Genomic DNA, 19,916 nt, shown 5'->3' with positions numbered 1-19,916 from the left:
TTAGTGGAATTTGGGGCTTTTTATCTCTTAATTCGTTGGTTCTTCAATTCTTGGTTTAGAATCGTAGCCAAATAATTTATCTTTTTTAATTATTTCGGCAACACCTTTTGGCAGCATTTCTTCCCAACCTTCGGTTCCTTTAGCAATCATTTTCAATACATGACGAGAATAGATTTCTAAATTGTTTTGATTGGCAATTTCAATATCGACCACTTTTCCATTGAATTTGAAGAATTTATATAATTCTTTCATTCTTGGATGAACTTTTAAGTTTTCAGAATTGGTAATTTCACCATTTTCTTCTTTCATAGGATATAAGAAAACTTTCAAATCGCGGTAGAATAATTTACCAAACGCTTCCAAAATTCCACCACTCAAATGACGGTAATATTTTTCATCAAAAATATCAACTAAATTGTTGACACCCATGGCCAAGCCCATTCTCGCTTTGGTATAATTAGAGAAATATTCTACCACACGGTAATATTCCTGGAAGTTTGAAATCATTACATATTGACCTAGCGAGCAAAGCAATTCAGCACGATCCATAAAATCACGTTCATCAATTTCACCTTCTGAGCGTAAATTGGACAGTGTAATTTCAAAAATTACCAACGTGTTATCGGCTTCCACTTTGTTTTCACATAAAAACATTTCCAATGATTTTTCATACATGTCCATGTTCACTCGAGTTACCGGGCGAAAACTTCCGCGAAGAGCTAAAATGTTTTTCTTATATAAAATCGAAGCGGGCAAAATATTATTTCCATCAGGGCCAAACATCACGGCATCGGTCATTCCATTTTTAACCAATTGTAAACTCATCAAACGATTATCTACATTGGCAAATCGGGGGCCCGAAAAGTTAATCGTATCAATTTCTAATTGGTCTTTGTCTAAATGGTCATATAAATAACGCAGTAATTTTTTAGGATCATTGTATTTGTAAAAAGCTCCGTAAATTAAGTTCACACCCAAAATACCCAGTGTTTCTTGTTGCAAACGGGCATCATTTTCTTTAAATCGGATATGAAGAATAATTTCATTATAATCTTCATCCGGTTCAATTTGATACTTTACACCAACCCAACCGTGACCTTTAAATTGTTTTGCAAAATCGATGGTTGCAACCGTATTAGCATAACTAAAAAACATTTTGTTAGGGTGTTTCACACGATCTAATCGCTTTTCAATTAAATCTACTTCGTGAGTTAGCATTTTTTTCAAGCGACTTTCGGTTACATAGCGACCGTCTTTTTCAATTCCGTAAATGGCATCACTAAAATCCTTATCATAGGCAGACATTGCTTTTGCAATCGTTCCGGATGAGCCTCCCGATCTAAAAAAATGACGAACAGTTTCCTGACCGGCACCAATTTCTGCAAAAGTTCCGTAAATGTTTTCGTTGAGGTTGATTCGCAGTGCTTTATCTTTTATCGAGGGAATTTGTTCAATCGCTCGATCACCTTTAAGTTTTATTTCCATCGCAATTCTTTCCATAATCAGTAATAGTTCAATGCAAAGTTAACAAATATCATGCCTATTCAAAAGATAAATAGTGCTATTTTTGTGAAAATTTAACGTCTTGAAGGTTTATTTTTTAGGTACGGGTACGTCGCAAGGAATTCCGGTAATTGGTAGTCATCACTCTGTATGTAAAAGCAAGGATGACAGAGACAAACGTTTGCGTGTTTCAGTTTGGATTTATGATGAAAACCATTCATTTGTGATTGATTGCGGACCCGATTTTAGACAACAGATGTTAACTTCAGGGTGTACGAAGTTAGATGCTATTCTTTTTACGCATGAACACGCCGATCATACGGCAGGATTAGATGATATTCGTCCGTTTTTCTTCAAGCAAGGTGATATTCCAATTTATGCTCATCAAAGAGTAATTCAAAATTTGAAAAAGCGATTTGATTATATTTTTGAAATTGAAAATAAATATCCGGGAGCTCCCTCGGTTACTGTTAATGAAGTGATTCATAATCGTAGTTTTTCAATTGGTAAAAAAACAATCATTCCTATTCAGGTGATGCACGGCAACCTTCAGGTTTTTGGATATCGAATTGATAATTTTGCTTATTTAACGGATGTAAAAACCATTCCTAATAGTGAACTTGAAAAACTCAAGAATTTAGATATATTGGTTGTCAATGCGTTACGTGAAGAACCTCACAGCACACATTTTAATTTGGAAGAAGCATTAAATTTCATAGCTTTGGTCAATCCGAAACAAAGCTATTTAACACACATTAGTCATTTACTCGGATTTCACGAAGAAGTACAACAAAAATTACCAAAAAACGTTTATTTAGCCTACGATAACTTAGAAATTTCAATTTGATACAATGAAAAAATCATTATTTACTTATTTGTTCATAGTCAGCGTTTTAATGACAGTCTTTACATTTATGTATTACAGTAAAAAAGTAAAATTTGAAGCAGAACGTTTCGAAAATTTGAAAATAAAAATGAGTGATACCATTCAATCCTTAAACAATCAAATTTTTGACGCCAATTATTTTACGCTTAGAAATAATGATAATGCTCAGAATTATTTAGAAGATTACGCTGTCGAGAAATTAATTCCAAAAATAGAAGCTAATTTAATGGAATTAAATGATAGCCCGGAAGGAAATCCGTTGGTTGATTTTGGAAAAATTGACGATAGAAAATTCATCATTAATAAAATTGAAGTATTAAATCACCGTTGGATTATTGCTGATTTTAGTAACGGAGATCTCTGGGGTGAAGTATTGTTGCAGTATTTTATAGAAGAAGATGAATCATTGGATTTTAAAATTATTCAATCAACATTATATCCAAAACAGTAAACTTTTGTATCTTTAAGTCCTTAATTTTTTGGTATGAAAAATAGTTTGCTTTTAATTGTATTAGTTATGAGTTTGGTTTCCTGTAAAAAATTTGATCAGGATGTAGAACCCGAATTGATTAAAAAGCAAGCTTTGTTAGATACAATTGCCAGTGCTGACAAAGATGAAAACGGTTGTTTAGACGGAGCAGGCTATTTTTGGTCAACATTGAACAAAGAATGTATTAAAATCTACGAATCAGCCATTACACTTTATCCGCAGGATAATCAAAATAATGAGGATGAAACCAAAAATGCGTACATTGTTTTTGGTGTAGATGGAGGAAATGAAGCCGAAATATTTCTACCTAATCAAGTAAAATCTATTATCTTAATTCGTCCCGAAGAAGGTCAACCATGGAAATTTGATGATTGGCAACTCATTCCTTGGAAAGGTTTTATACTCAAAAAAGGTGAAGAAATTTTATTTGCCGGCGATGGAGGTGTTGGACCAAAAATCACCGGAAGCGATAAAAACGAGGATTAATTTACTTATTTTCTTCCAACCAATTCCTAAAATCATAAAAATTTTGTGGAGCAACACCATGACCAACAGGATATTCTTTATACACACATTTAATTCCTAATTTTTCTAGAATCGGATTGGTTTTTATGGCCCAATCAACAGGAATTACTTGATCGACTGTTCCGTGTGAAGCGAATATTTTTAAGTTTGAAAAGTTCTTTTGTTCAAAATTCTCTTTCGCCATTTCAGTGTTCAAATAACCACTCATTGCCACAATTTTCGATATTTTTTCTGGGTAGGATAGGGCAATGGCATAACTCAAAATAGCTCCTTGACTAAATCCAATTAAAGTGATTTTGTCCTTATCAATCGGATATTTTGCAACTAATTCATCTATAAAATCAACAATCAAATCTCTCGATTCTTTGGCTTGATTCAAATCGGAAAACTTATTTTCGTCTGCATCAAAATTAATGGCATACCAGGCATAACTTCCATACATTAAATCATGCGGAGCTTGCACTGAAATGACATAATATTCCTCCGGAAGTTCTGCAGCAAATGAAAATAAATCTTCTTTATTACTACCATATCCATGCAACAAAAGCAATAACGGATTATTTTCTTGAATTGTTTTAGGTTCTCGAATCAAATACTGTAACGACATAACTATAGGCTTTTAAAAAAACGTTGATAGAAATTTCCAACTAACGGTACGCTTTTTTCTTCTCCATTCAAGGCACCCAAGAATCCATAAATCCACAAGATAAAAAAGAAAATATAAAAAGCGGAGGAAATCATCCAACTGTCAAAATAGCCTATAGGATAGCCTAAGGCAAAAAAAGTTAAGAATATTCCCATCGCTTGTCTAATATGAAAACTGGCAAACGAACTTTTATTTTCATGATTCATAAAAATTGCGATGACCGATCCAATAATCGTTAGATAAGCTACAATTGCAGCATTTTTATTTTGTTCCATTATGCTAAAACTAATTTTCTGTTATTATAAATTCCGTACACTTTGCCAGTCATTTTTTCACCTAAAAAGGCGGAGTTTTTTGATTTTGAAAGAATATTTTCTTTCCCAAAAACCCATTCTGAATTTGGATTAAAAAATGTTAAATCGGCTGTTGCACCTTCTTCAATGACATTGTTTTCGATTCCAAATACCGATTTTCCTCCGGTTAGTTTAGAAATAACAGTTTCAATCGGAAGCACGTTTAACAAAGCACCAAAAGCACTTTCTAAACCAATTGTTCCGTTTTTGGCTATATCAAATTCCATCTTTTTATGTTCAATATCAATCGGATTATGATCGGTTGTAATAAGGTCAATTGTTCCATTTTCAACTGCTTTCACAAGTGCTTTTCGTGTTTTTTCATCACGAAGAGGAGGTGTAACTTTCAAACGCGTATCAAAACCCTCCAATTTTTCGTCATTTAAAACCAAATGATGAACGGCAATGCTACACGTAACTTGTAAACCTTTTGTTTTTGCTTTTTTAATCAATTCAACTGATTTTGAAGTCGATACCGTTGGAATATGTAATTTTCCACCCGTATATTCTAGCAAAAATAAGTTTCTAGCGATGGCTAATTCTTCAGCCAAAGCCGGAATTCCTTTTAAACCTAATCGAGTAGAAACAACTCCTTCATTCACCACTCCATTTCCTTTTATTTTTTCATCTTGCGAAAAAGCAATCACTAATCCGTCAAAATCTTGAACATATTGCAGTGCAATTTTTAGTAGGTTAGCGTTTGAACAATTCTTAGTATAATCACCAAAAGCAATTGCTCCGGCATTTTTCATATCGAATAATTCGGCTAAATCATTTCCTTCCGAACCTTTGGTTAATGCTCCAATAGGAAATAGATTCACGGCATTTTCGCTGGCTTTTTCTTTCACAAATCGAATCTGCGATTGATTATCAATCACAGGAAAAGAATTCGGTTGCAAAGCAATCGCTGTAAAACCGCTTTTGGCTGCCACAGACAATCCGTTAGCAATGGTTTCACGATCTTCAAAACCGGGTTCGCCAAAAGAAACGGAAGTATCAAACCAACCTGGCGAAAGATGAAGATTTTCTAAATCAATTTCTTTATATTTATGTTCAGGTGGAAGGTCTTTACCAATTTTTTCAATGGTATTTCCCGAAATTTTCAAATCTTTTTTTTGATTATGATGCGAGCTTTTCGAATCAATAATAGTTGCATTTCGGATGATTAAATTCATTTCACAAATTTTTGAATGAGTATTTCCAGCACTACAAATAATAAAGTAAGTATCACAAACCATTTCCATAAAACATTGTTTGTTCGGTTGGTTTGTAACGCATCAAAAACGGTTTCAATTGAATTTCCATTTTCGTAAGATTCCAATAAATTTGAATTATCCAATCCTAAATCACTTTCGGTTCTTGAATAATTGAAACTTATATTTTTTATCGTTGTATTGTCTTTTTGAGCATTGTAATTTCCTGCTTTAGACGGACTTTCGGCAAAGGTAAGTTTTACTTTGTTGTTTAAAATCTGTTGTTGCGGAATAAATTTTTCACTCTTTTTATCTGAAGAAATAACCGAAATAATTTCATCTTTTGCCAAAAGTTGATCAATTGTAATTGGTGAAGAATTGCCAACCGTTAACGCATTGATTCCTGTTTTAGCACTTTGAAAAGCCATGTTGTAAAAAGTGGGAACAATCAAAGGTGAGTTTTTAAAGTTGGAATTAACTTTATTTATGGGAGCTGAAAAAACATAAAACGAACCCAGCGAATTGGAAACCACTGTTAAAAATGGATTTTGATCTTCATATGTCAAAATAGACGGATAAGCGCTTTTTAAGGAAAAACTCTTTTTTGTATTTGGATACTGAAAATTGGCCGCTTTTTTTTCAAAAACACCACTGTACAGCGGATGAGCGAAAGAAATGGTAGTAATTTGTTTTTCTGTTTTAATCAAATCATTTACAGAAAAAGAACCAAAATTTTGGAGTAAACTGTTGATATTTGCTACATTATTTTCTTCGGAAGGAATAAAAATGATATTTCCACCTTTTTCATAAAACGCTTTTAAAGTTGTTTGAAGAGCTTGCGGAATTTCTTTTATTTCATTGATAATGATTGCATCTTGTTTATCTAACAGATTATAATCCAGTGATTTTAATTCATATTGTAAAAAAACAAATTCATTTTCGGTGTAAATTTTAGTCAGAAATTGATTTTTGTCCGCCTCGCCAATAGCCAAAACGGATGCTTTTTCGGGTTTGGAAATACTGAAATAGTAATAATTGTCATAGCTCAAACCTGGTTCATCAATGAAAACATAACCGTTGAAATCAGCTTTTGGAATGGTGAAAAAAAGTTCTTTTTCTGCTTGATTCAATTTTACTTGCGTTTTTGCAATCAGTTGTTTTTGATTATAAATTGCAACCGGAATTTCTTGTTCCGACTTTCCGTATGATTTTAATTTTACACCAATTTCATAAAAATTATCCAACGTTTGTTGAAGATAAACACTATCAACTGACACGTTGTTTTTTTGTTCCGCTTTTGGTAGAATAAAGATCGGATTAATCGTTTCATCAATTGTTTTTAACTGATTCGACTGGAGGTTTATCGCATCAGTAATCACAACTACATCCTTATTAAAAGGCGTTTTTCTGGATTTAATTTTCGTTAAACTTTGATCCAATTGAAAAGAAGTGGCACTGTATTCCAAATTCATCAATTCTTTTTGAATCGATTTAATGTCGGTATTCCAGTATACATCATCATTGGTGAGGAGCGAAAAAGTAGTATTTTCAGGTGTTTTTTCCAACAATTCCTGAACAGCTCTTTTTAGTAATTCGCCCTGTTTTCCTTTGGCTTGCATGCTGAACGAATTGTCAACTACAAGGTATAATTCATTCGTAACGCCCTTACTGTCTTTGGCTTTAAAAAAAGGTTGAGCAAAAGCAATAATCATTGCCGTTAAAAGCAATAATCGGGTGGCTAACAATAACCATTTTTTAAGTTGGGAGCTTTTTCTGGTTTGTATGGAAAGTTCTTTCAGGAATTTTACATTGGTGAAATATTCCTTTTTAAATCGTCTGAGTTGAAATAAATGGACTAAAATTGGCAACACCAATAAAAAGAGGAAATACAGAATTTCAGGATGTTTAAACTGCATTAATTGAAAGTTTGTCAAAGATAGCTTTTATATTTTAATAGCACAAATTGAAAGTGTTAATCAAAAACTAAAGAATTTAGGGTTAAAAGCAGCTTATTTTTTCTTCCTTTTCTCATCTCTTTTTCGTTCAACGCCTCGGTTTCTCGATTCTGTTTTTCTCGGAGTTCTTTTTCCGGGACCACCAAGATTTACTTTTTTATTTTTATCTTTTTTATCGTGAAATGCTTCGCCACCTTCTTTCTTTGGACGTTTCAAAAGCACTTTCATTTTTCTTTTTTCTTTTTCAAAGTCAAGCACTTTTTCTTCAATTTCGATTTTTGGTAAGGGAAGAAATTCGATTTCTTTTTCCATCAAAATTTCGGCTTCAATTTGAATTTCTTCTTCTCTTGGACTCACAAAACTAACAGCGACACCGGTTTTATCTGCACGACCGGTTCGACCAATTCGGTGGACATATTGTTCAGGAACTTCAGGAAATTCCATGTTGAAAACGTGCGTGATGTCAGAAATATCTAAACCACGAGCCATTACATCTGTTGTAACAATTCCTCTGATTTCTCCGGCTTGAAAGGAAGCCATTGTATTCAAACGATAATTTTGTGATTTATTGGAGTGAATCAAACCAAACTGATCGGGAAAATCCTCTTCCAACGCTACAGAAACTAAATCGGCTGTTTTTTTATTATTGATAAAAATCAGCAAACGCGACATACTTTCATCGGAATGCAAAAGTTCTTTCAGTAAATTTAATTTGGTTAGAAAATTCGGCACTTTATATCCAATTTGCGTAATTTGTTCTAACGGAGTTCCTGATGGAGCTAATGAAACTTCCGCAGGAAAGTCAAAATATTCATCTAACATGTCATCCACTTCATCGGTCATTGTGGCCGAAAAAAGGATGTTTTGTCTTTTCGATTTTAACATCGTAAGAATGGATGTCACTTGAAAGCGAAAACCTAAATTCAACATTTCATCAAATTCATCAATCACTAATTTCTGAATTTCATCAAAACGAATGACGTTATCCAACGCCAAATCCATCACTCGCCCTGGTGTTCCCACCAAAATATCAACACCTTGATAAACGGCTGTTTTTTGCGTGTTGATGTTTACTCCTCCATAGACACCTAAGGTTCGAACCGACATATATTGAGTCAGTTTTACGACTTCTTCGGCCACTTGAACTACTAATTCACGGGTTGGAACTAAAATTAAAACGCGGGGAGTGTGTGTATTTTGAAATTTCCAATGTTTTAAAATAGGTAATAAGTAGGCAAACGTTTTTCCGGTTCCGGTTTGAGCAATTCCCATCATGTCGCGGCCGGATAAAATAACCGGCATCGATTTAATTTGAATAGGAGTGGGGGTTGTAAAACCTAATTCATCAATTGCTTTTTGCAATGATTTAGGTAAATCGAAATCCAGAAAAGTAGACATAAAAAAGATAATTTTTGCAAAGGTACGTAATTTTAAATCAATGCCTAAAATAGCCTAAAATCCTTCAAAAACGCCTAATCCGAAGAGAGCAAAGTCGTATTTTACGGGATCATTTTTATCTAGTTGTTGTAAGTTGGAATCCAATTCAAAAAGTGCTTTTGCGTCGTTTTGCTTTCGCGTAAGCAAACCTAATTTCCGGGCTACATTTCCGGAATGCACATCGAGCGGACACGAAAGTTGAGCTGGTGAAATGGATTTCCAAATGCCTAAATCAACACCTGTATTATCATTTCTAACCATCCAACGCAAAAACATGTTGATGCGTTTGGCTGCCGAATTATTCATTGGATCCGAAACGTGTTTTTGCGTTCGATAGTTGTGTTCAATTTCAAAAAATACGGATTTGAAATTGGAAATATTTTGTTGTAAAGTGTTGGTTTGTATGTTTTTATTGAAAACTGATTCCAGACCATTATGATTTTGATATATGTTTTTTAAAGCTTTTATAAAGGAAATACAATCCGTTCCGTTGAAGGTGCGGTGAACAAAATCATTTAGTTTTTCTAAATCATTTTCGTCGTGATTCATCACAAAATCGTACGGTGAATTTCCTAATTTAGCCATTAATTTTTGACTATTATTGATAATCATTTTGCGATTTCCCCACGAAATGGTAGCAGCCAAAAATCCGGCAATTTCAATATCTTCTTTTAAAGTATATAAATGTGGAATCTGAATTGGATCACTTTCAATAAATTTTGGATGGTTGTATAGTTCAACTTTTTCGTCTAAAAATTCTTGTAATTCTAATTGATTCATTAGACTATTGCGTTTGGTTGCAAGGATAAATCGATCCAACCCGAATTTTGATCAAATAAACCATCTTTCATGATTAATTTTCGGTCAGCCATATTCGCTAAAGTTTCATTGTGTGTGACAATTACAAAGGTTTGTCCAAATTCATCTCTTAATTTGAAAAATAATTCGTGTAAATTTTCGGCAGAAGTGGTATCTAAATTTCCTGAAGGTTCATCTGCAAAAATTACGGCCGGCTTGTTAATCAAAGCCCTAGCCACTGCTACACGTTGTTGTTCACCTCCGGAAAGTTCACTTGGTTTATGATCCATTCTATGTGATAAACCTAAGTAGTTTAGGAGTTTTTTTGCCTCTTCTTCAGCTTCATTTTTTGTTTTTCCAGCAATAAAAGCCGGAATACAAACATTTTCTAACGCAGTAAATTCGGGTAATAATTGATGAAACTGAAAAATGAATCCTAATTTTTGATTTCTAAATTTCGATAATTGCTTGTCATTCATGTCCAAAACCGATTCACCATCAATAAACAATGAAGTTCCCTCTTGTTTTGACGGTTTTTCTAAAGTTCCTAAAATCTGTAAAAGAGTGGTTTTTCCTGCTCCGGAAGCTCCAACAATAGAAACAACTTCTCCTTTATTGATAGCTAAATCAACACCTTTTAAAACATGTAATTGGTCAAAGTATTTATGAATTCCTCTTGCTTGTATCATTTGAAACTATTTTTACAAAGTAACAAAGATTTTAAAGATTTTGAAACTGTATCAGTTCTATTTATCGTTGTATAAATAATAAAATTTAGTTAAAGATGTTATTTTGTTTAATATTATCGTACATTTGTTAAACAAAAAAATAGAATGAAAAAATTAATTTTAATAGTAGTAGCCTTTTCAACTTTCTCTTGTCAATCACAAGAAAAAAAAAGTGCTTTTCTAGAAAATAAACAACCAGTTAAAATGAATGCAGAGAACGGATTGGAACAAGCCACCTTAGCCGGCGGTTGCTTTTGGTGTACAGAAGCAGTTTTTTTAGAAATTGAAGGCGTAAAAAAAGTAGTTTCAGGCTACATTGGCGGAACGACGAAAAATCCAACTTATAAAGAGATAGGGACAGGAATGACCGGTCATGCAGAAGCAATTCAAATTACATTTGACCCGAAAGTAGTTTCGTTTGGTGAATTGTTAGAAATTTATTTTGCCACTCATGATCCAACCACTTTGAATCGTCAAGGAAATGATGTAGGAACGCAATACCGTAGCGAAGTTTTTTATTACAACGACGAGCAAAAGCAATTGACTCAAGATTATATTGCTTTAATGACAAACGAAAAAACATTTAAAAACCCGATTGTTACAAGAGTTTCGGCGGCTTCGGTTTTTTATGAAGCAGAAGATTATCATCAAAACTATTATAATTTAAACAGAACGCAATCGTATTGTAGTTATGTAATTACCCCCAAGATAGAAAAGTTGAAAAAGAATTTTAAAAATAAATTAAAAAATTAATTACCTAAAAGGTAAAATCACGGAACAGCTAAAAAAAGCATTGAAGTAATTTTAAAAAAGAAGCTATGAACAATCAAATTGAAAAAGAATTATTTGAACTTTTGGGTGATGAACATCAGATGACGTCTGCTGAAACGCCATTACGACCTGACGCATTTGACAAGTCAGATAAAGATAAAATGGCCACTATCGAAAAACATTTTCACATTATTATGGAAGAGATGGGGTTAGATATGACCGATGATAGCTTACGTGGAACACCACATCGGGTAGCGAAAATGTTTATTCAAGAAATTTTTAGTGGGTTAAATCCTGCGAATAAACCGAAAATTTCTGTTTTTGAAAATAGTTACCATTATGATAAGATGTTGGTAGAAGCTAATATCAGTTTTAATTCTACTTGTGAACATCATTTTTTACCAATTATCGGAAAAGCTCATATTGCTTATGTTTCCAATGGAAAAGTGATTGGTTTATCAAAATTAAATCGAATTGTTGATTATTACGCTCGCAGACCACAAGTGCAAGAGCGAATGATTATGCAAATTTTTAATGAATTGAAAACCGTTTTAAATACTGAAGATGTAATTGTTGTAGTTGAAGCAGAACATTTATGTGTTTCAAGTCGCGGAATAAAAGACAGCTCCAGTTATACCTCAACTATTCAATACGGGGGAATTTTTAAAGAGAAAGAGAATCGAAACGACTTTTTTAATTTATTAAAGAAAGAAAAATAATTTTGGCATTACTTTTGTCGTTATAATTGTAACTAATTAATTTTAAATTAATGACAAAAGAAGTTGCTGTTCAAACTGTTAAAGATACTAAATCGCGTGATTTGGTGTTAAGTTTGTTATTTGATTTTATAGGAATGCTTTCCTATTTAATTCCTTTTTTAGGAGAAATATCGGATGTAATTTGGGCTCCAATAGCCGGGTTAATTATGCTGAAAATGTATAAAGGAACTGTTGGAACAGTAAGTGGAATTTTAGTATTCATAGAAGAATTAATGCCAGGACTTGATTTTATTCCAACTTTTACGATTACTTGGATTTACAAATACATAATTAAAAAATAATAATTTTTGAACTAATTCAGATAAACCGCTTCAAATTTTGAGCGGTTTTTTTGTATAAATTATTCCGCTACTTTCTTTTCAAACCAATTGGCGATAAACCCTAATTTCATGCTGCGAAGCATTTTCTTTTCAAAAGCCCAGAAAAATTCAAACTGTCCGAAAAGGAGTCCGAATAAAACGAGTAAAACCTGGTAAATTGGAAAAATGGCAATTAATCGAATGGGTAAATAAAACCAGCCTAAATTTTCACTCGTAAGACCAATGTAATTTGTAAAAGGTTTTGATAAATAGGCCGAAACCGAACCGGTGATAGCAAAAACAATAAAAATGACTACAAGTTGCAAGTCAGAAGTAACACCCCAGCGGGCTTTTAATTTTTTCATAGATTCTAAGAAGTTTTCAAAAAGTATTTTAAATCTTTTCTTTTTTAGGCTGTTTAATAATTTTTATAATCAACAAAATTAAAGCTAAAGATTTAAATAGCATTCCTAATAACAAGAATAAATTTCCATTTGAAAAATGTGTTATTTTGAATACTGCTCCTAGAATGACAAAAAATATTCCTAAAATAAAACAAATAATAATAGAGCGAAATCTTTGCATCATAAAAATTTAGATTCTGGCCGTAAATCCGCCGAGTTGCTGTTTGTATGTTTGTTGAAAATAGACCAAATAATTAAAAAGCATGTAATTTACTTCATAACCATAGTCAATCCCTGGTCTATAATCAATTTGCATTTGATACAAATTAGCATCATATCGCATAGGCTGTAAAACACGATTGTTGTATTCTGTTACCCAAAACTGATTTCGAGTTTCAAAATAACTTTGCGAATAATGATTGCGAGGCATGGCTCTGCTTGCTAACCAAAAATTAAAACCAGGTTCAATAATGATAATTTCGTATTCCAAATCTTTATTAGCAATTCTTACGGTATCGGAAACAGTAGTTGCTATTTCATTTTGGGAAAAGGTAGAAGACGACTTATTACCTGAGCAGGCATAAATTAAATAACATAGTAAGAATAAAAACACACTGTTTTTCATACCATAAAAATACAAAAAAGGAATGATTATGAAACTTTCTTGGCCTTATTTAACAAAAAACCACTCCGGAAGAAGTGGTTAAAAAATCTAAATTTTAAGATCTATTTTTTTGAAAAATTTACCACGTAATACCTTTTTGCTTTGAAAAATAAAACCTTCTTTTTCTTTAGAAGGATTGATTATTGCTGTAAAACAGTTAACTGATTTATGGCTTCTGAAATTACTTATTCAAAAACATGGATCTTTTAATCAACCCCATAAAACTACTATTATTTTTCTGTTTTCAACAAGCTAATAATTTGTTCTGCCAATTCAGTTCCAATACGGTCTTGAGCTTCTTCAGTTGCCGCACCAATATGAGGCGTAAGCGAAATGTTTGGATGCATTAATATTTTAATTTCCGGAGTAGGTTCGTTCTCAAAAACATCTAAACCGGCAAAAAGCACTTTTCCTTCATCTAACGCTTCAATTAAAGCGACTTCATCAATTACACCGCCGCGAGCGGCGTTTACAATTCCAACACCATTTTTCATGGTATTAAATTCCTCGCGGCCAATCACATAACCATCTTGAGCTGGTACATGCAAGGTAACAAAATCAGAATGTTTTAATAAATCCTCCATTGGTTCGGTAACGATGTCAACATTGATGAACTGACCGTTATAAAAATCTACACGAATTACCGCTTCTCCCACATATTTATCGGAGGCAATTACTTTCATTCCTAAACCTAAGGCCATTTTGGCAACGGCTTGACCAATTCGACCAAAACCGATGATTCCAAGTGTTTTCCCTCTTAGTTCAATTCCGTTTGCATAAGCCTTTTTCAGTCCGTCAAAGTTCGTGTCTCCTTCCAGTGGCATATTTCTGTTGGCATCATGTAAAAATCGCACACCTGAAAACAAATGAGCAAAAACCAATTCGGCTACTGATTCTGAAGAAGATGCCGGAGTATTAATCACATGAATTCCTTTTTCACGAGCATAGGTAACATCAATATTATCCATCCCCACACCACCGCGACCGATGATTTTTAAACTCGGGCAATTATCGATGATATCTCGGCGAACTTTTGTAGCACTTCGTACCAAAATTACACTAACTTGATTTGCATTAATAAAATTGGCCACTTGTTCTTGGGCAACTTTGGTTGTAATTACTTCAAATCCTCCTTTTTCTAGGGATTTGATTCCGCTAGGAGAAATTCCGTCGTTGGCTAGTACTTTCATTTTTTTAGGTTCTGAGTTGCTGAGATTCTGAGTAACTCAGATTCTGACAACTTGTTAATATTTTTTTTCTATTCTCTAAATTTTACTTTCTAATTCCTTCATCACATCAACCAAAACTTGCACACTTTCTAAAGGAAGAGCATTATACATCGAAGCTCTGTAACCACCAACCGAACGATGACCCGGTAATCCTGAAATTCCGGCTTCTTTCCAAAGTTTATCAAAAATAGGAGCGTGGGTTTCATCATTTAATAAAAAAGTAGCGTTCATGTTGCTTCTAAATTCAGCAACGGCTGCTCCTTTAAATAATGGATTGCGGTCGATTTCGGTGTATAATAAATTCGCTTTCGCTTCATTTACTTTTTCAATAGCAGCAATTCCACCTAAATTTTTCAACCATTGTAAGGTTAAAAGTGAAGCATACACCGGAAAAACAGCTGGCGTATTATACATACTTTCTTTTTCAATATGTTGAACATAATCCAACATATTTGGAATGTTTCGCCCTGACTTCCCTAATATTTCTTCTTTTACAACCACTAAAGTTGTCCCGGCTGGACCCATATTTTTTTGAGCTCCGGCATAAATTAAATCAAATTTTGAAAAGTCTAAGGTTCTTGAAAAAATATCTGAACTCATATCACAAACCATAGGAATTTCAAGGCTTGGAAATTCTTTCATTTGAGTTCCAAAAATCGTATTGTTTGATGTACAATGGAAATAATCGGCATCGGATGGAACAACATATCCTTTTGGAATATGGTTATAATTTTCAGCTTTTGAAGAAGCAACCACAACCGTTTCTCCAAAATGTTTAGCTTCTTTGATAGCAGAATTCGCCCATGTTCCGGTGTCTAAATAAGCTGCTTTTCCTTCTACTTTCATTAAGTTGTAGGGAATCATAAGAAATTCTAAACTAGCTCCGCCGTGCAAAAATAATGCTTGATAACCTTTTCCTTCTAAACCTAAAAGTTCTAAAGCTAAAGCTCGTGCTTCATCCATTACCGCAACAAAATCTTTGCTACGGTGTGAAATTTCTAATATCGATAAACCTGAATTATTAAAATTTAAAATGGCTTGAGCCGATTTTTCAAATACTTCTTGTGGCAAAATGCAGGGACCGGCACTATAATTATGTTTTTTCATTTTATTCTGAATTTATTTCAGAATCTTTTATTTCTGAAATATTGATGTTATTTTTAGAACAGCAAATTTCTGAAATTCACAGCGAAAAGACCGATTTTAGAAAGCGGTTTTTATTATAGGTTATTAACAAAAACGTTGTAGTTAAAAACAATTTCTAAACCGAAATTAAAAATTCTAACGTATCAACATTATCCGCATAATTCCAAAGTTGTGGCTTTTGTGTTTGTCCGAATGCGATGCTATTTTCCGTTAAACCATTGGAAACAAAACATTGAATTTGATCTTCATCTTTTTTCAAACGATTTATCAAATCAGGTAAAGAATCATAATTTTCATAAAAAACAGAGGAAATAGGAGAAGAGTAGCTTGAATCTTCTTTTAAAGTTAAAAATCCGTTGTCCAATAATTTGAAATTACTCATTAAAAAAACGGCTTTATTGTAGTCATAATTATTTGAATATTTCTCATAATGAATCACATCTTGGTATTCAAAAATGGCTTTGAAAAAAGCATCAAAATTATATCCTTTTGGCACAAATAATTTGGAAACATTTCGGCAACCCAATCCAAAATAGCGAAAAATATCTTCGCCTAAACTGACTAAATCTTCGTGCGATTCATTTCCGTTTAAAATAGCCACAGAATTTCTGTTTTTACGAATGATGGAAGGTTTGTTTTTGAAATAATACTCAAAATAACGAGCAGTGTTGTTGCTACCGGTTGCAATTACGGCATCAAAATTTTCTAATTTTCCATCTGTAAATGTAATTCTGTTGGCTAATTCAGGTTCAGCAACAATCAAATACTTCGCTAAAAATTTTATTAAATGTTGGTCGTTTGAAGATGTTTTAACTAAAACAGTGTGACCTGAAATCAATACTGATAAAAAGTCATGAAAACCTACTAGTGGAATATTTCCAGCTAAAATTAATCCAACTGTTTTTGGCGTTATTTTTGAAAAATCATAGTTAGAAAGCCATTGATTTAAATTGCTTTTAGTTAAAGCTTCTGCCCATGAATTGACAGCAAAACACACTTGTTCTTTTGTAAACCATCCATTGTGTGATTGGGAAAGTTCTAACAATGCTTCAAACGAATCAAAGAAAGTGTCATTGTTTTGAATTTCAGGATTTCGAAGGTTGTTATCCAAAGAAAATTGACGTAAAAAATCGCCCAAAGCAACAAAAGTATTTATTTTGGTATTTTCTAACATTTGATTACTTGTTTATGTATGGAATTGATTGTAATTTTGCACAAAAATAAGAAATAGAAAGTTGGCAACAGCCAATAGTTGAAAAGATTGGAGTAGATTTTGAATTAACCACTTTTTGACGATGAACTTTTAAACGCTTAAACACTTAAACTTTTAAACATACTAAAATGGCAATCATAATAACAGACGAATGTATTAACTGCGGAGCTTGTGAGCCGGAATGTCCAAATACAGCAATTTATGAAGGTGCAGACGATTGGCGATATAAAGATGGAACTAAACTCAAAGGTAAAGTTATTTTACCGGATGGGACCGAAGTTGATTCAGAGGCAGCTCAAACGCCAATATCGGATGATATCTATTATATCGTTCCCGGAAAATGTACCGAATGTAAAGGTTTTCACGAAGAACCACAATGTGCGGCCGTTTGTCCGGTTGACTGCTGTGTGCCCGACGATAATCATGTGGAAAGTGAAGAAACACTTTTGAATAGGCAAGCATTTTTACATAACGAATAAAACACATTTTAACCTCAAGAATTCTTGAGGTTTTTTTTACTATGCTCAGAATATTTTTACTTACGATGTCTGTAGTATTGATTTTGTTCTTTTCATACAAATCAATCATTTATCTTTCACACAAAAAGGTGGAAGCGACGGTAATTTCTGTAAAAAAAGAAATCCTTGCAAACTATAAAAAGGGACAAAATGGGACGCATTATCCCACAAGTTTCAAATCTGTAATGATTCCAACAGTAGAATATTATCACAAAAATCAAAAATTTGAAATAACTAATCATTCTTGGGCATTTTCTAACGGCTTTTATGTCAATGATAAAGTTAAAATTCTTCTAAACGAAAATAACACTCAAGTATATTTGGCAACGGTAACACATTTTTGGTTCACTTCCAACGAAATGATTGTCGTGTTTGTGTTTATTTTTACATTACCATATATCTTTTCGATTCTTCAAGTAAATAAACGAACAAAACGAAAGCCACATCCTTTATTTAAAAATGAAAGATTTAAATAATAAACTCAAATAAAAAATCCTGAGCCGAAACTCAGGATTCTAATAGGAACTTAGGGTTAAATTTACTTTTTTAAAACTGTATAAGTCTCAAAAGTAACCGTATCTGTTTTTGGATCATACGATTCTAATACTAAGTTTCCATTGGTATCAAAATAGGCAATTGCCGTTTTATTTTTTCCTGCAAATATGAAACTGTTGGTAGTCGTTTTTCTGATTTTTCCAATGTTTTTATTGTTTTCCGAAAGTAACGAATAACCTTGAGCATCAAGTTCTACTTTATATTTTTGCCCGTTTAACGTATAGTAATTTGTACGATCCACATCTACAATTCTAATGCTTCCGTCCGGATTAATAATTTCTGTAGATTGTTCAACAATTGTTGGAGAAGTTTTTACATCTCGATTAACCGTTGCATCTTTTTGACCATCTAATTCAATCATTTGAACTTCTCTAGTGTTCTCATTTTTAACCGTTTTCGTTTCTTTTTCGCCATCATTTACGGTTATTACGGTTTTTTTTGTTTCATCAACCACATTCTTATTCTGTGCGTGGCTCAATGAAAATGTAAAAACAAATACTATTAATGCTGCTAATTTCATGGTTAAACTATTTAATTGGTTAGTTATGTAAAGATACAAGCTCAGATATCGCAAGTCATTATACATTTTTACTTAAGGTTTACATAATTCACACTCGTCCGATTGATAAGTTTTAATCTTTCAATATTATAAACTATATTTGCACCCGTTTAAAAAACCTTTTACCCATTACCAATAACCCATTACCTAAAAGATGAAAGCAGGAATTGTAGGATTACCAAATGTTGGAAAATCAACCCTTTTTAATTGTTTATCAAATGCAAAAGCACAGAGTGCCAACTTTCCATTCTGTACCATCGAACCTAATATTGGAGTGGTAAACGTTCCCGATCCGCGAATTGCCCGTTTGGAAGAATTGGTAAAACCCGAACGCGTTCAAATGGCAACTGTTGATATTGTTGACATTGCCGGATTGGTAAAAGGAGCTAGCAAAGGCGAAGGTTTGGGAAATCAGTTTTTAGGAAACATCAGAGAATGTAACGCCATTATTCACGTGTTACGTTGTTTTGATAACGATAACATCGTTCACGTTGACGGAAACGTAAACCCAATTCGTGATAAAGAAACAATCGATATCGAATTACAACTAAAAGATTTAGAAACGGTTGAAAAGCGTTTAGAAAAAACCAATCGTGCCGCCAAAACAGGAAATAAAGAAGCTCAAGTTGAAAAAGCGTTATTAGACCGAATTCGCGGAGCGTTATTACAAGCAAAATCCGCTCGAACAGTTATTCCTCAAAATCAAGATGAAATTGATTTGTTGGAAGATTTTCAATTAATTACAACGAAGCCGGTTTTATATGTGTGTAATGTGGACGAAGCATCAGCCGTAAACGGAAACAAATACGTTGACCAAGTTCGCGAATTAGTAAAAGATGAACAAGCCGAAGTAATCGTACTTTCAGTAGGAGCAGAGGCCGATATCACCGAATTAGAAAGCTACGAAGAACGTCAGGTTTTCCTTGAAGATATGGGATTAACCGAGCCGGGTTCTGCCGTGTTAATTCGTGCCGCATATAAATTATTAAAACTTCAAACCTATTTCACCGCCGGAGTAAAAGAAGTGCGTGCATGGACCATCAACATTGGCGATACCGCTCCAAAAGCAGCCGGAGTGATTCACACCGATTTTGAAAAAGGATTCATCCGTGCCGAAGTAATTGCCTTCGAAGATTACTCCACTTTCGGTTCAGAAGCCAAAGTAAAAGAAGCCGGAAAACTAAGAGTTGAAGGAAAAGAATACATAGTAAAAGATGGCGATGTGATGCATTTCCGTTTTAATGTGTAAAGAAAATAGAGAATAG

24 protein-coding genes are annotated in these 19,916 nt (G+C 33.3%); 9 read left to right on the top strand and 15 right to left on the bottom strand.

The genetic code is table 11. The features are described 5' to 3' along the window. Nucleotides 1–27 precede the first annotated feature (27 nt). The gene (locus tag B0I10_RS06635) at nt 28–1,491 is read right to left on the bottom strand and encodes a TonB-dependent receptor (protein ID WP_181456912.1); all 1,464 of its coding nucleotides are present in this window, start codon (nt 1,489–1,491) and stop codon (nt 28–30) included. A 94-nt stretch (nt 1,492–1,585) separates the two neighbouring features. Between B0I10_RS06635 and B0I10_RS06630 the strand changes: the two genes are divergently transcribed. From B0I10_RS06630 to B0I10_RS06620, 3 genes are read left to right on the top strand one after another with little or no spacing between them, the layout of a single operon-like run. Next, nucleotides 1,586–2,350 carry an MBL fold metallo-hydrolase gene (locus B0I10_RS06630; protein WP_112085721.1) on the top strand — a complete coding sequence of 255 codons (765 nt, stop codon included), beginning with the start codon at nt 1,586–1,588 and terminating at the stop codon, nt 2,348–2,350. A 4-nt stretch (nt 2,351–2,354) separates the two neighbouring features. Further along, entirely contained in the window at nt 2,355–2,840 is a 486-nt protein-coding gene (locus B0I10_RS06625) for a hypothetical protein (RefSeq protein ID WP_112085720.1), read from the top strand. Nucleotides 2,841–2,873: 33 nt separating this feature from the next. Continuing rightward, nucleotides 2,874–3,365: a hypothetical protein gene (locus B0I10_RS06620; protein ID WP_112085719.1), complete on the top strand. Its 492-nt coding sequence runs from the start codon at nt 2,874–2,876 to the stop codon at nt 3,363–3,365. Between the two features lies 1 nt (nt 3,366). Here B0I10_RS06620 and B0I10_RS06615 read toward each other — a convergent pair whose 3' ends face one another. The 7 genes from B0I10_RS06615 to B0I10_RS06585 form a co-directional block, all read right to left on the bottom strand. Next, a complete protein-coding gene (locus tag B0I10_RS06615; protein ID WP_112085718.1) occupies nt 3,367–4,011 on the bottom strand; it encodes an alpha/beta hydrolase in 645 nt (214 codons plus the stop codon). 2 nt (nt 4,012–4,013) lie between these two features. Continuing rightward, on the bottom strand, nt 4,014–4,325 hold the full coding sequence (locus tag B0I10_RS06610) for a DUF4870 domain-containing protein (RefSeq protein WP_112085717.1): 312 nt from the start codon (nt 4,323–4,325) through the stop codon (nt 4,014–4,016). Next, nucleotides 4,325–5,578 carry a dihydroorotase gene (locus B0I10_RS06605; RefSeq protein WP_112085831.1) on the bottom strand — a complete coding sequence of 418 codons (1,254 nt, stop codon included), beginning with the start codon at nt 5,576–5,578 and terminating at the stop codon, nt 4,325–4,327. Before B0I10_RS06605 ends, B0I10_RS06610 begins: the two co-directional genes overlap by 1 nt. Beyond that, nucleotides 5,575–7,512: a vWA domain-containing protein gene (locus tag B0I10_RS06600; RefSeq protein ID WP_112085716.1), complete on the bottom strand. Its 1,938-nt coding sequence runs from the start codon at nt 7,510–7,512 to the stop codon at nt 5,575–5,577. The genes B0I10_RS06605 and B0I10_RS06600 overlap by 4 nt, the downstream gene beginning before the upstream one ends. Before the next feature lie 93 nt (nt 7,513–7,605). Continuing rightward, nucleotides 7,606–8,949 (bottom strand): DEAD/DEAH box helicase, encoded by a 1,344-nt coding sequence (locus tag B0I10_RS06595; protein WP_112085715.1) that lies wholly within the window; start codon nt 8,947–8,949, stop codon nt 7,606–7,608. Between the two features lie 54 nt (nt 8,950–9,003). Further along, nucleotides 9,004–9,768 carry a TIGR02757 family protein gene (locus B0I10_RS06590; RefSeq protein WP_112085714.1) on the bottom strand — a complete coding sequence of 255 codons (765 nt, stop codon included), beginning with the start codon at nt 9,766–9,768 and terminating at the stop codon, nt 9,004–9,006. After that, nucleotides 9,768–10,475, bottom strand: a complete 708-nt coding sequence (locus B0I10_RS06585) for an ABC transporter ATP-binding protein (RefSeq protein ID WP_112085713.1) — start codon at nt 10,473–10,475, stop codon at nt 9,768–9,770. The genes B0I10_RS06590 and B0I10_RS06585 overlap by 1 nt, the downstream gene beginning before the upstream one ends. Nucleotides 10,476–10,619: 144 nt before the next feature. On the opposite strand from B0I10_RS06585, the gene msrA reads away from it, so the two are divergent. The 3 genes from msrA to B0I10_RS06570 all read left to right on the top strand — a co-directional run bounded on the left by msrA (nt 10,620) and on the right by B0I10_RS06570 (nt 12,345). Continuing rightward, nucleotides 10,620–11,267: a peptide-methionine (S)-S-oxide reductase MsrA gene (msrA, locus tag B0I10_RS06580; RefSeq protein ID WP_220086192.1), complete on the top strand. Its 648-nt coding sequence runs from the start codon at nt 10,620–10,622 to the stop codon at nt 11,265–11,267. A gap of 65 nt (nt 11,268–11,332) precedes the next feature. Beyond that, nucleotides 11,333–12,004 carry a GTP cyclohydrolase I FolE gene (gene folE, locus B0I10_RS06575; protein ID WP_112085712.1) on the top strand — a complete coding sequence of 224 codons (672 nt, stop codon included), beginning with the start codon at nt 11,333–11,335 and terminating at the stop codon, nt 12,002–12,004. 50 nt (nt 12,005–12,054) lie between these two features. Beyond that, a complete protein-coding gene (locus B0I10_RS06570) occupies nt 12,055–12,345 on the top strand; it encodes a hypothetical protein (RefSeq protein WP_112085711.1) in 291 nt (96 codons plus the stop codon). A 59-nt stretch (nt 12,346–12,404) separates the two neighbouring features. Here B0I10_RS06570 and B0I10_RS06565 read toward each other — a convergent pair whose 3' ends face one another. The 6 genes from B0I10_RS06565 to B0I10_RS06540 form a co-directional block, all read right to left on the bottom strand. Continuing rightward, nucleotides 12,405–12,728: a DUF6787 family protein gene (locus B0I10_RS06565; protein ID WP_112085710.1), complete on the bottom strand. Its 324-nt coding sequence runs from the start codon at nt 12,726–12,728 to the stop codon at nt 12,405–12,407. Between the two features lie 28 nt (nt 12,729–12,756). Then, on the bottom strand, nt 12,757–12,948 hold the full coding sequence (locus tag B0I10_RS15900; protein WP_112085709.1) for a GldL-related protein: 192 nt from the start codon (nt 12,946–12,948) through the stop codon (nt 12,757–12,759). A gap of 9 nt (nt 12,949–12,957) precedes the next feature. Then, nucleotides 12,958–13,392 carry a DUF6146 family protein gene (locus B0I10_RS06555; RefSeq protein ID WP_112085708.1) on the bottom strand — a complete coding sequence of 145 codons (435 nt, stop codon included), beginning with the start codon at nt 13,390–13,392 and terminating at the stop codon, nt 12,958–12,960. 269 nt (nt 13,393–13,661) lie between these two features. After that, nucleotides 13,662–14,621: a D-2-hydroxyacid dehydrogenase gene (locus B0I10_RS06550; RefSeq protein ID WP_112085707.1), complete on the bottom strand. Its 960-nt coding sequence runs from the start codon at nt 14,619–14,621 to the stop codon at nt 13,662–13,664. 75 nt (nt 14,622–14,696) lie between these two features. After that, nucleotides 14,697–15,767 (bottom strand): 3-phosphoserine/phosphohydroxythreonine transaminase, encoded by a 1,071-nt coding sequence (gene serC / locus B0I10_RS06545; protein WP_112085706.1) that lies wholly within the window; start codon nt 15,765–15,767, stop codon nt 14,697–14,699. Between the two features lie 154 nt (nt 15,768–15,921). Then, entirely contained in the window at nt 15,922–16,980 is a 1,059-nt protein-coding gene (locus tag B0I10_RS06540; RefSeq protein WP_112085705.1) for an acyl-CoA reductase, read from the bottom strand. Between the two features lie 167 nt (nt 16,981–17,147). Here B0I10_RS06540 and B0I10_RS06535 point away from each other — a divergent pair, with 167 nt between their 5' ends. Continuing rightward, nucleotides 17,148–17,498: a 4Fe-4S dicluster domain-containing protein gene (locus B0I10_RS06535; protein WP_112085704.1), complete on the top strand. Its 351-nt coding sequence runs from the start codon at nt 17,148–17,150 to the stop codon at nt 17,496–17,498. Nucleotides 17,499–17,539: 41 nt separating this feature from the next. Beyond that, nucleotides 17,540–18,013: a hypothetical protein gene (locus tag B0I10_RS06530; protein ID WP_146740319.1), complete on the top strand. Its 474-nt coding sequence runs from the start codon at nt 17,540–17,542 to the stop codon at nt 18,011–18,013. Between the two features lie 62 nt (nt 18,014–18,075). On the opposite strand, the gene B0I10_RS06525 is transcribed toward B0I10_RS06530, so the two are convergent. Next, complete coding sequence (locus B0I10_RS06525) at nt 18,076–18,612, bottom strand: hypothetical protein (protein ID WP_112085702.1); 537 nt, start codon at nt 18,610–18,612, stop codon at nt 18,076–18,078. Between the two features lie 193 nt (nt 18,613–18,805). Here B0I10_RS06525 and ychF point away from each other — a divergent pair, with 193 nt between their 5' ends. Then, nucleotides 18,806–19,900, top strand: a complete 1,095-nt coding sequence (ychF, locus tag B0I10_RS06520) for a redox-regulated ATPase YchF (RefSeq protein WP_112085701.1) — start codon at nt 18,806–18,808, stop codon at nt 19,898–19,900. The last annotated feature ends 16 nt before the right edge of the window (nt 19,901–19,916 follow it).

The organism is Flavobacterium lacus (assembly GCF_003268815.1).
In the GTDB taxonomy this organism is placed as follows: Bacteria; Bacteroidota; Bacteroidia; order Flavobacteriales; family Flavobacteriaceae; genus Flavobacterium; species Flavobacterium lacus.
Note: the sequence above shows the minus strand (reverse complement) of the source record. Positions and strands in the feature narration are given on the sequence as shown.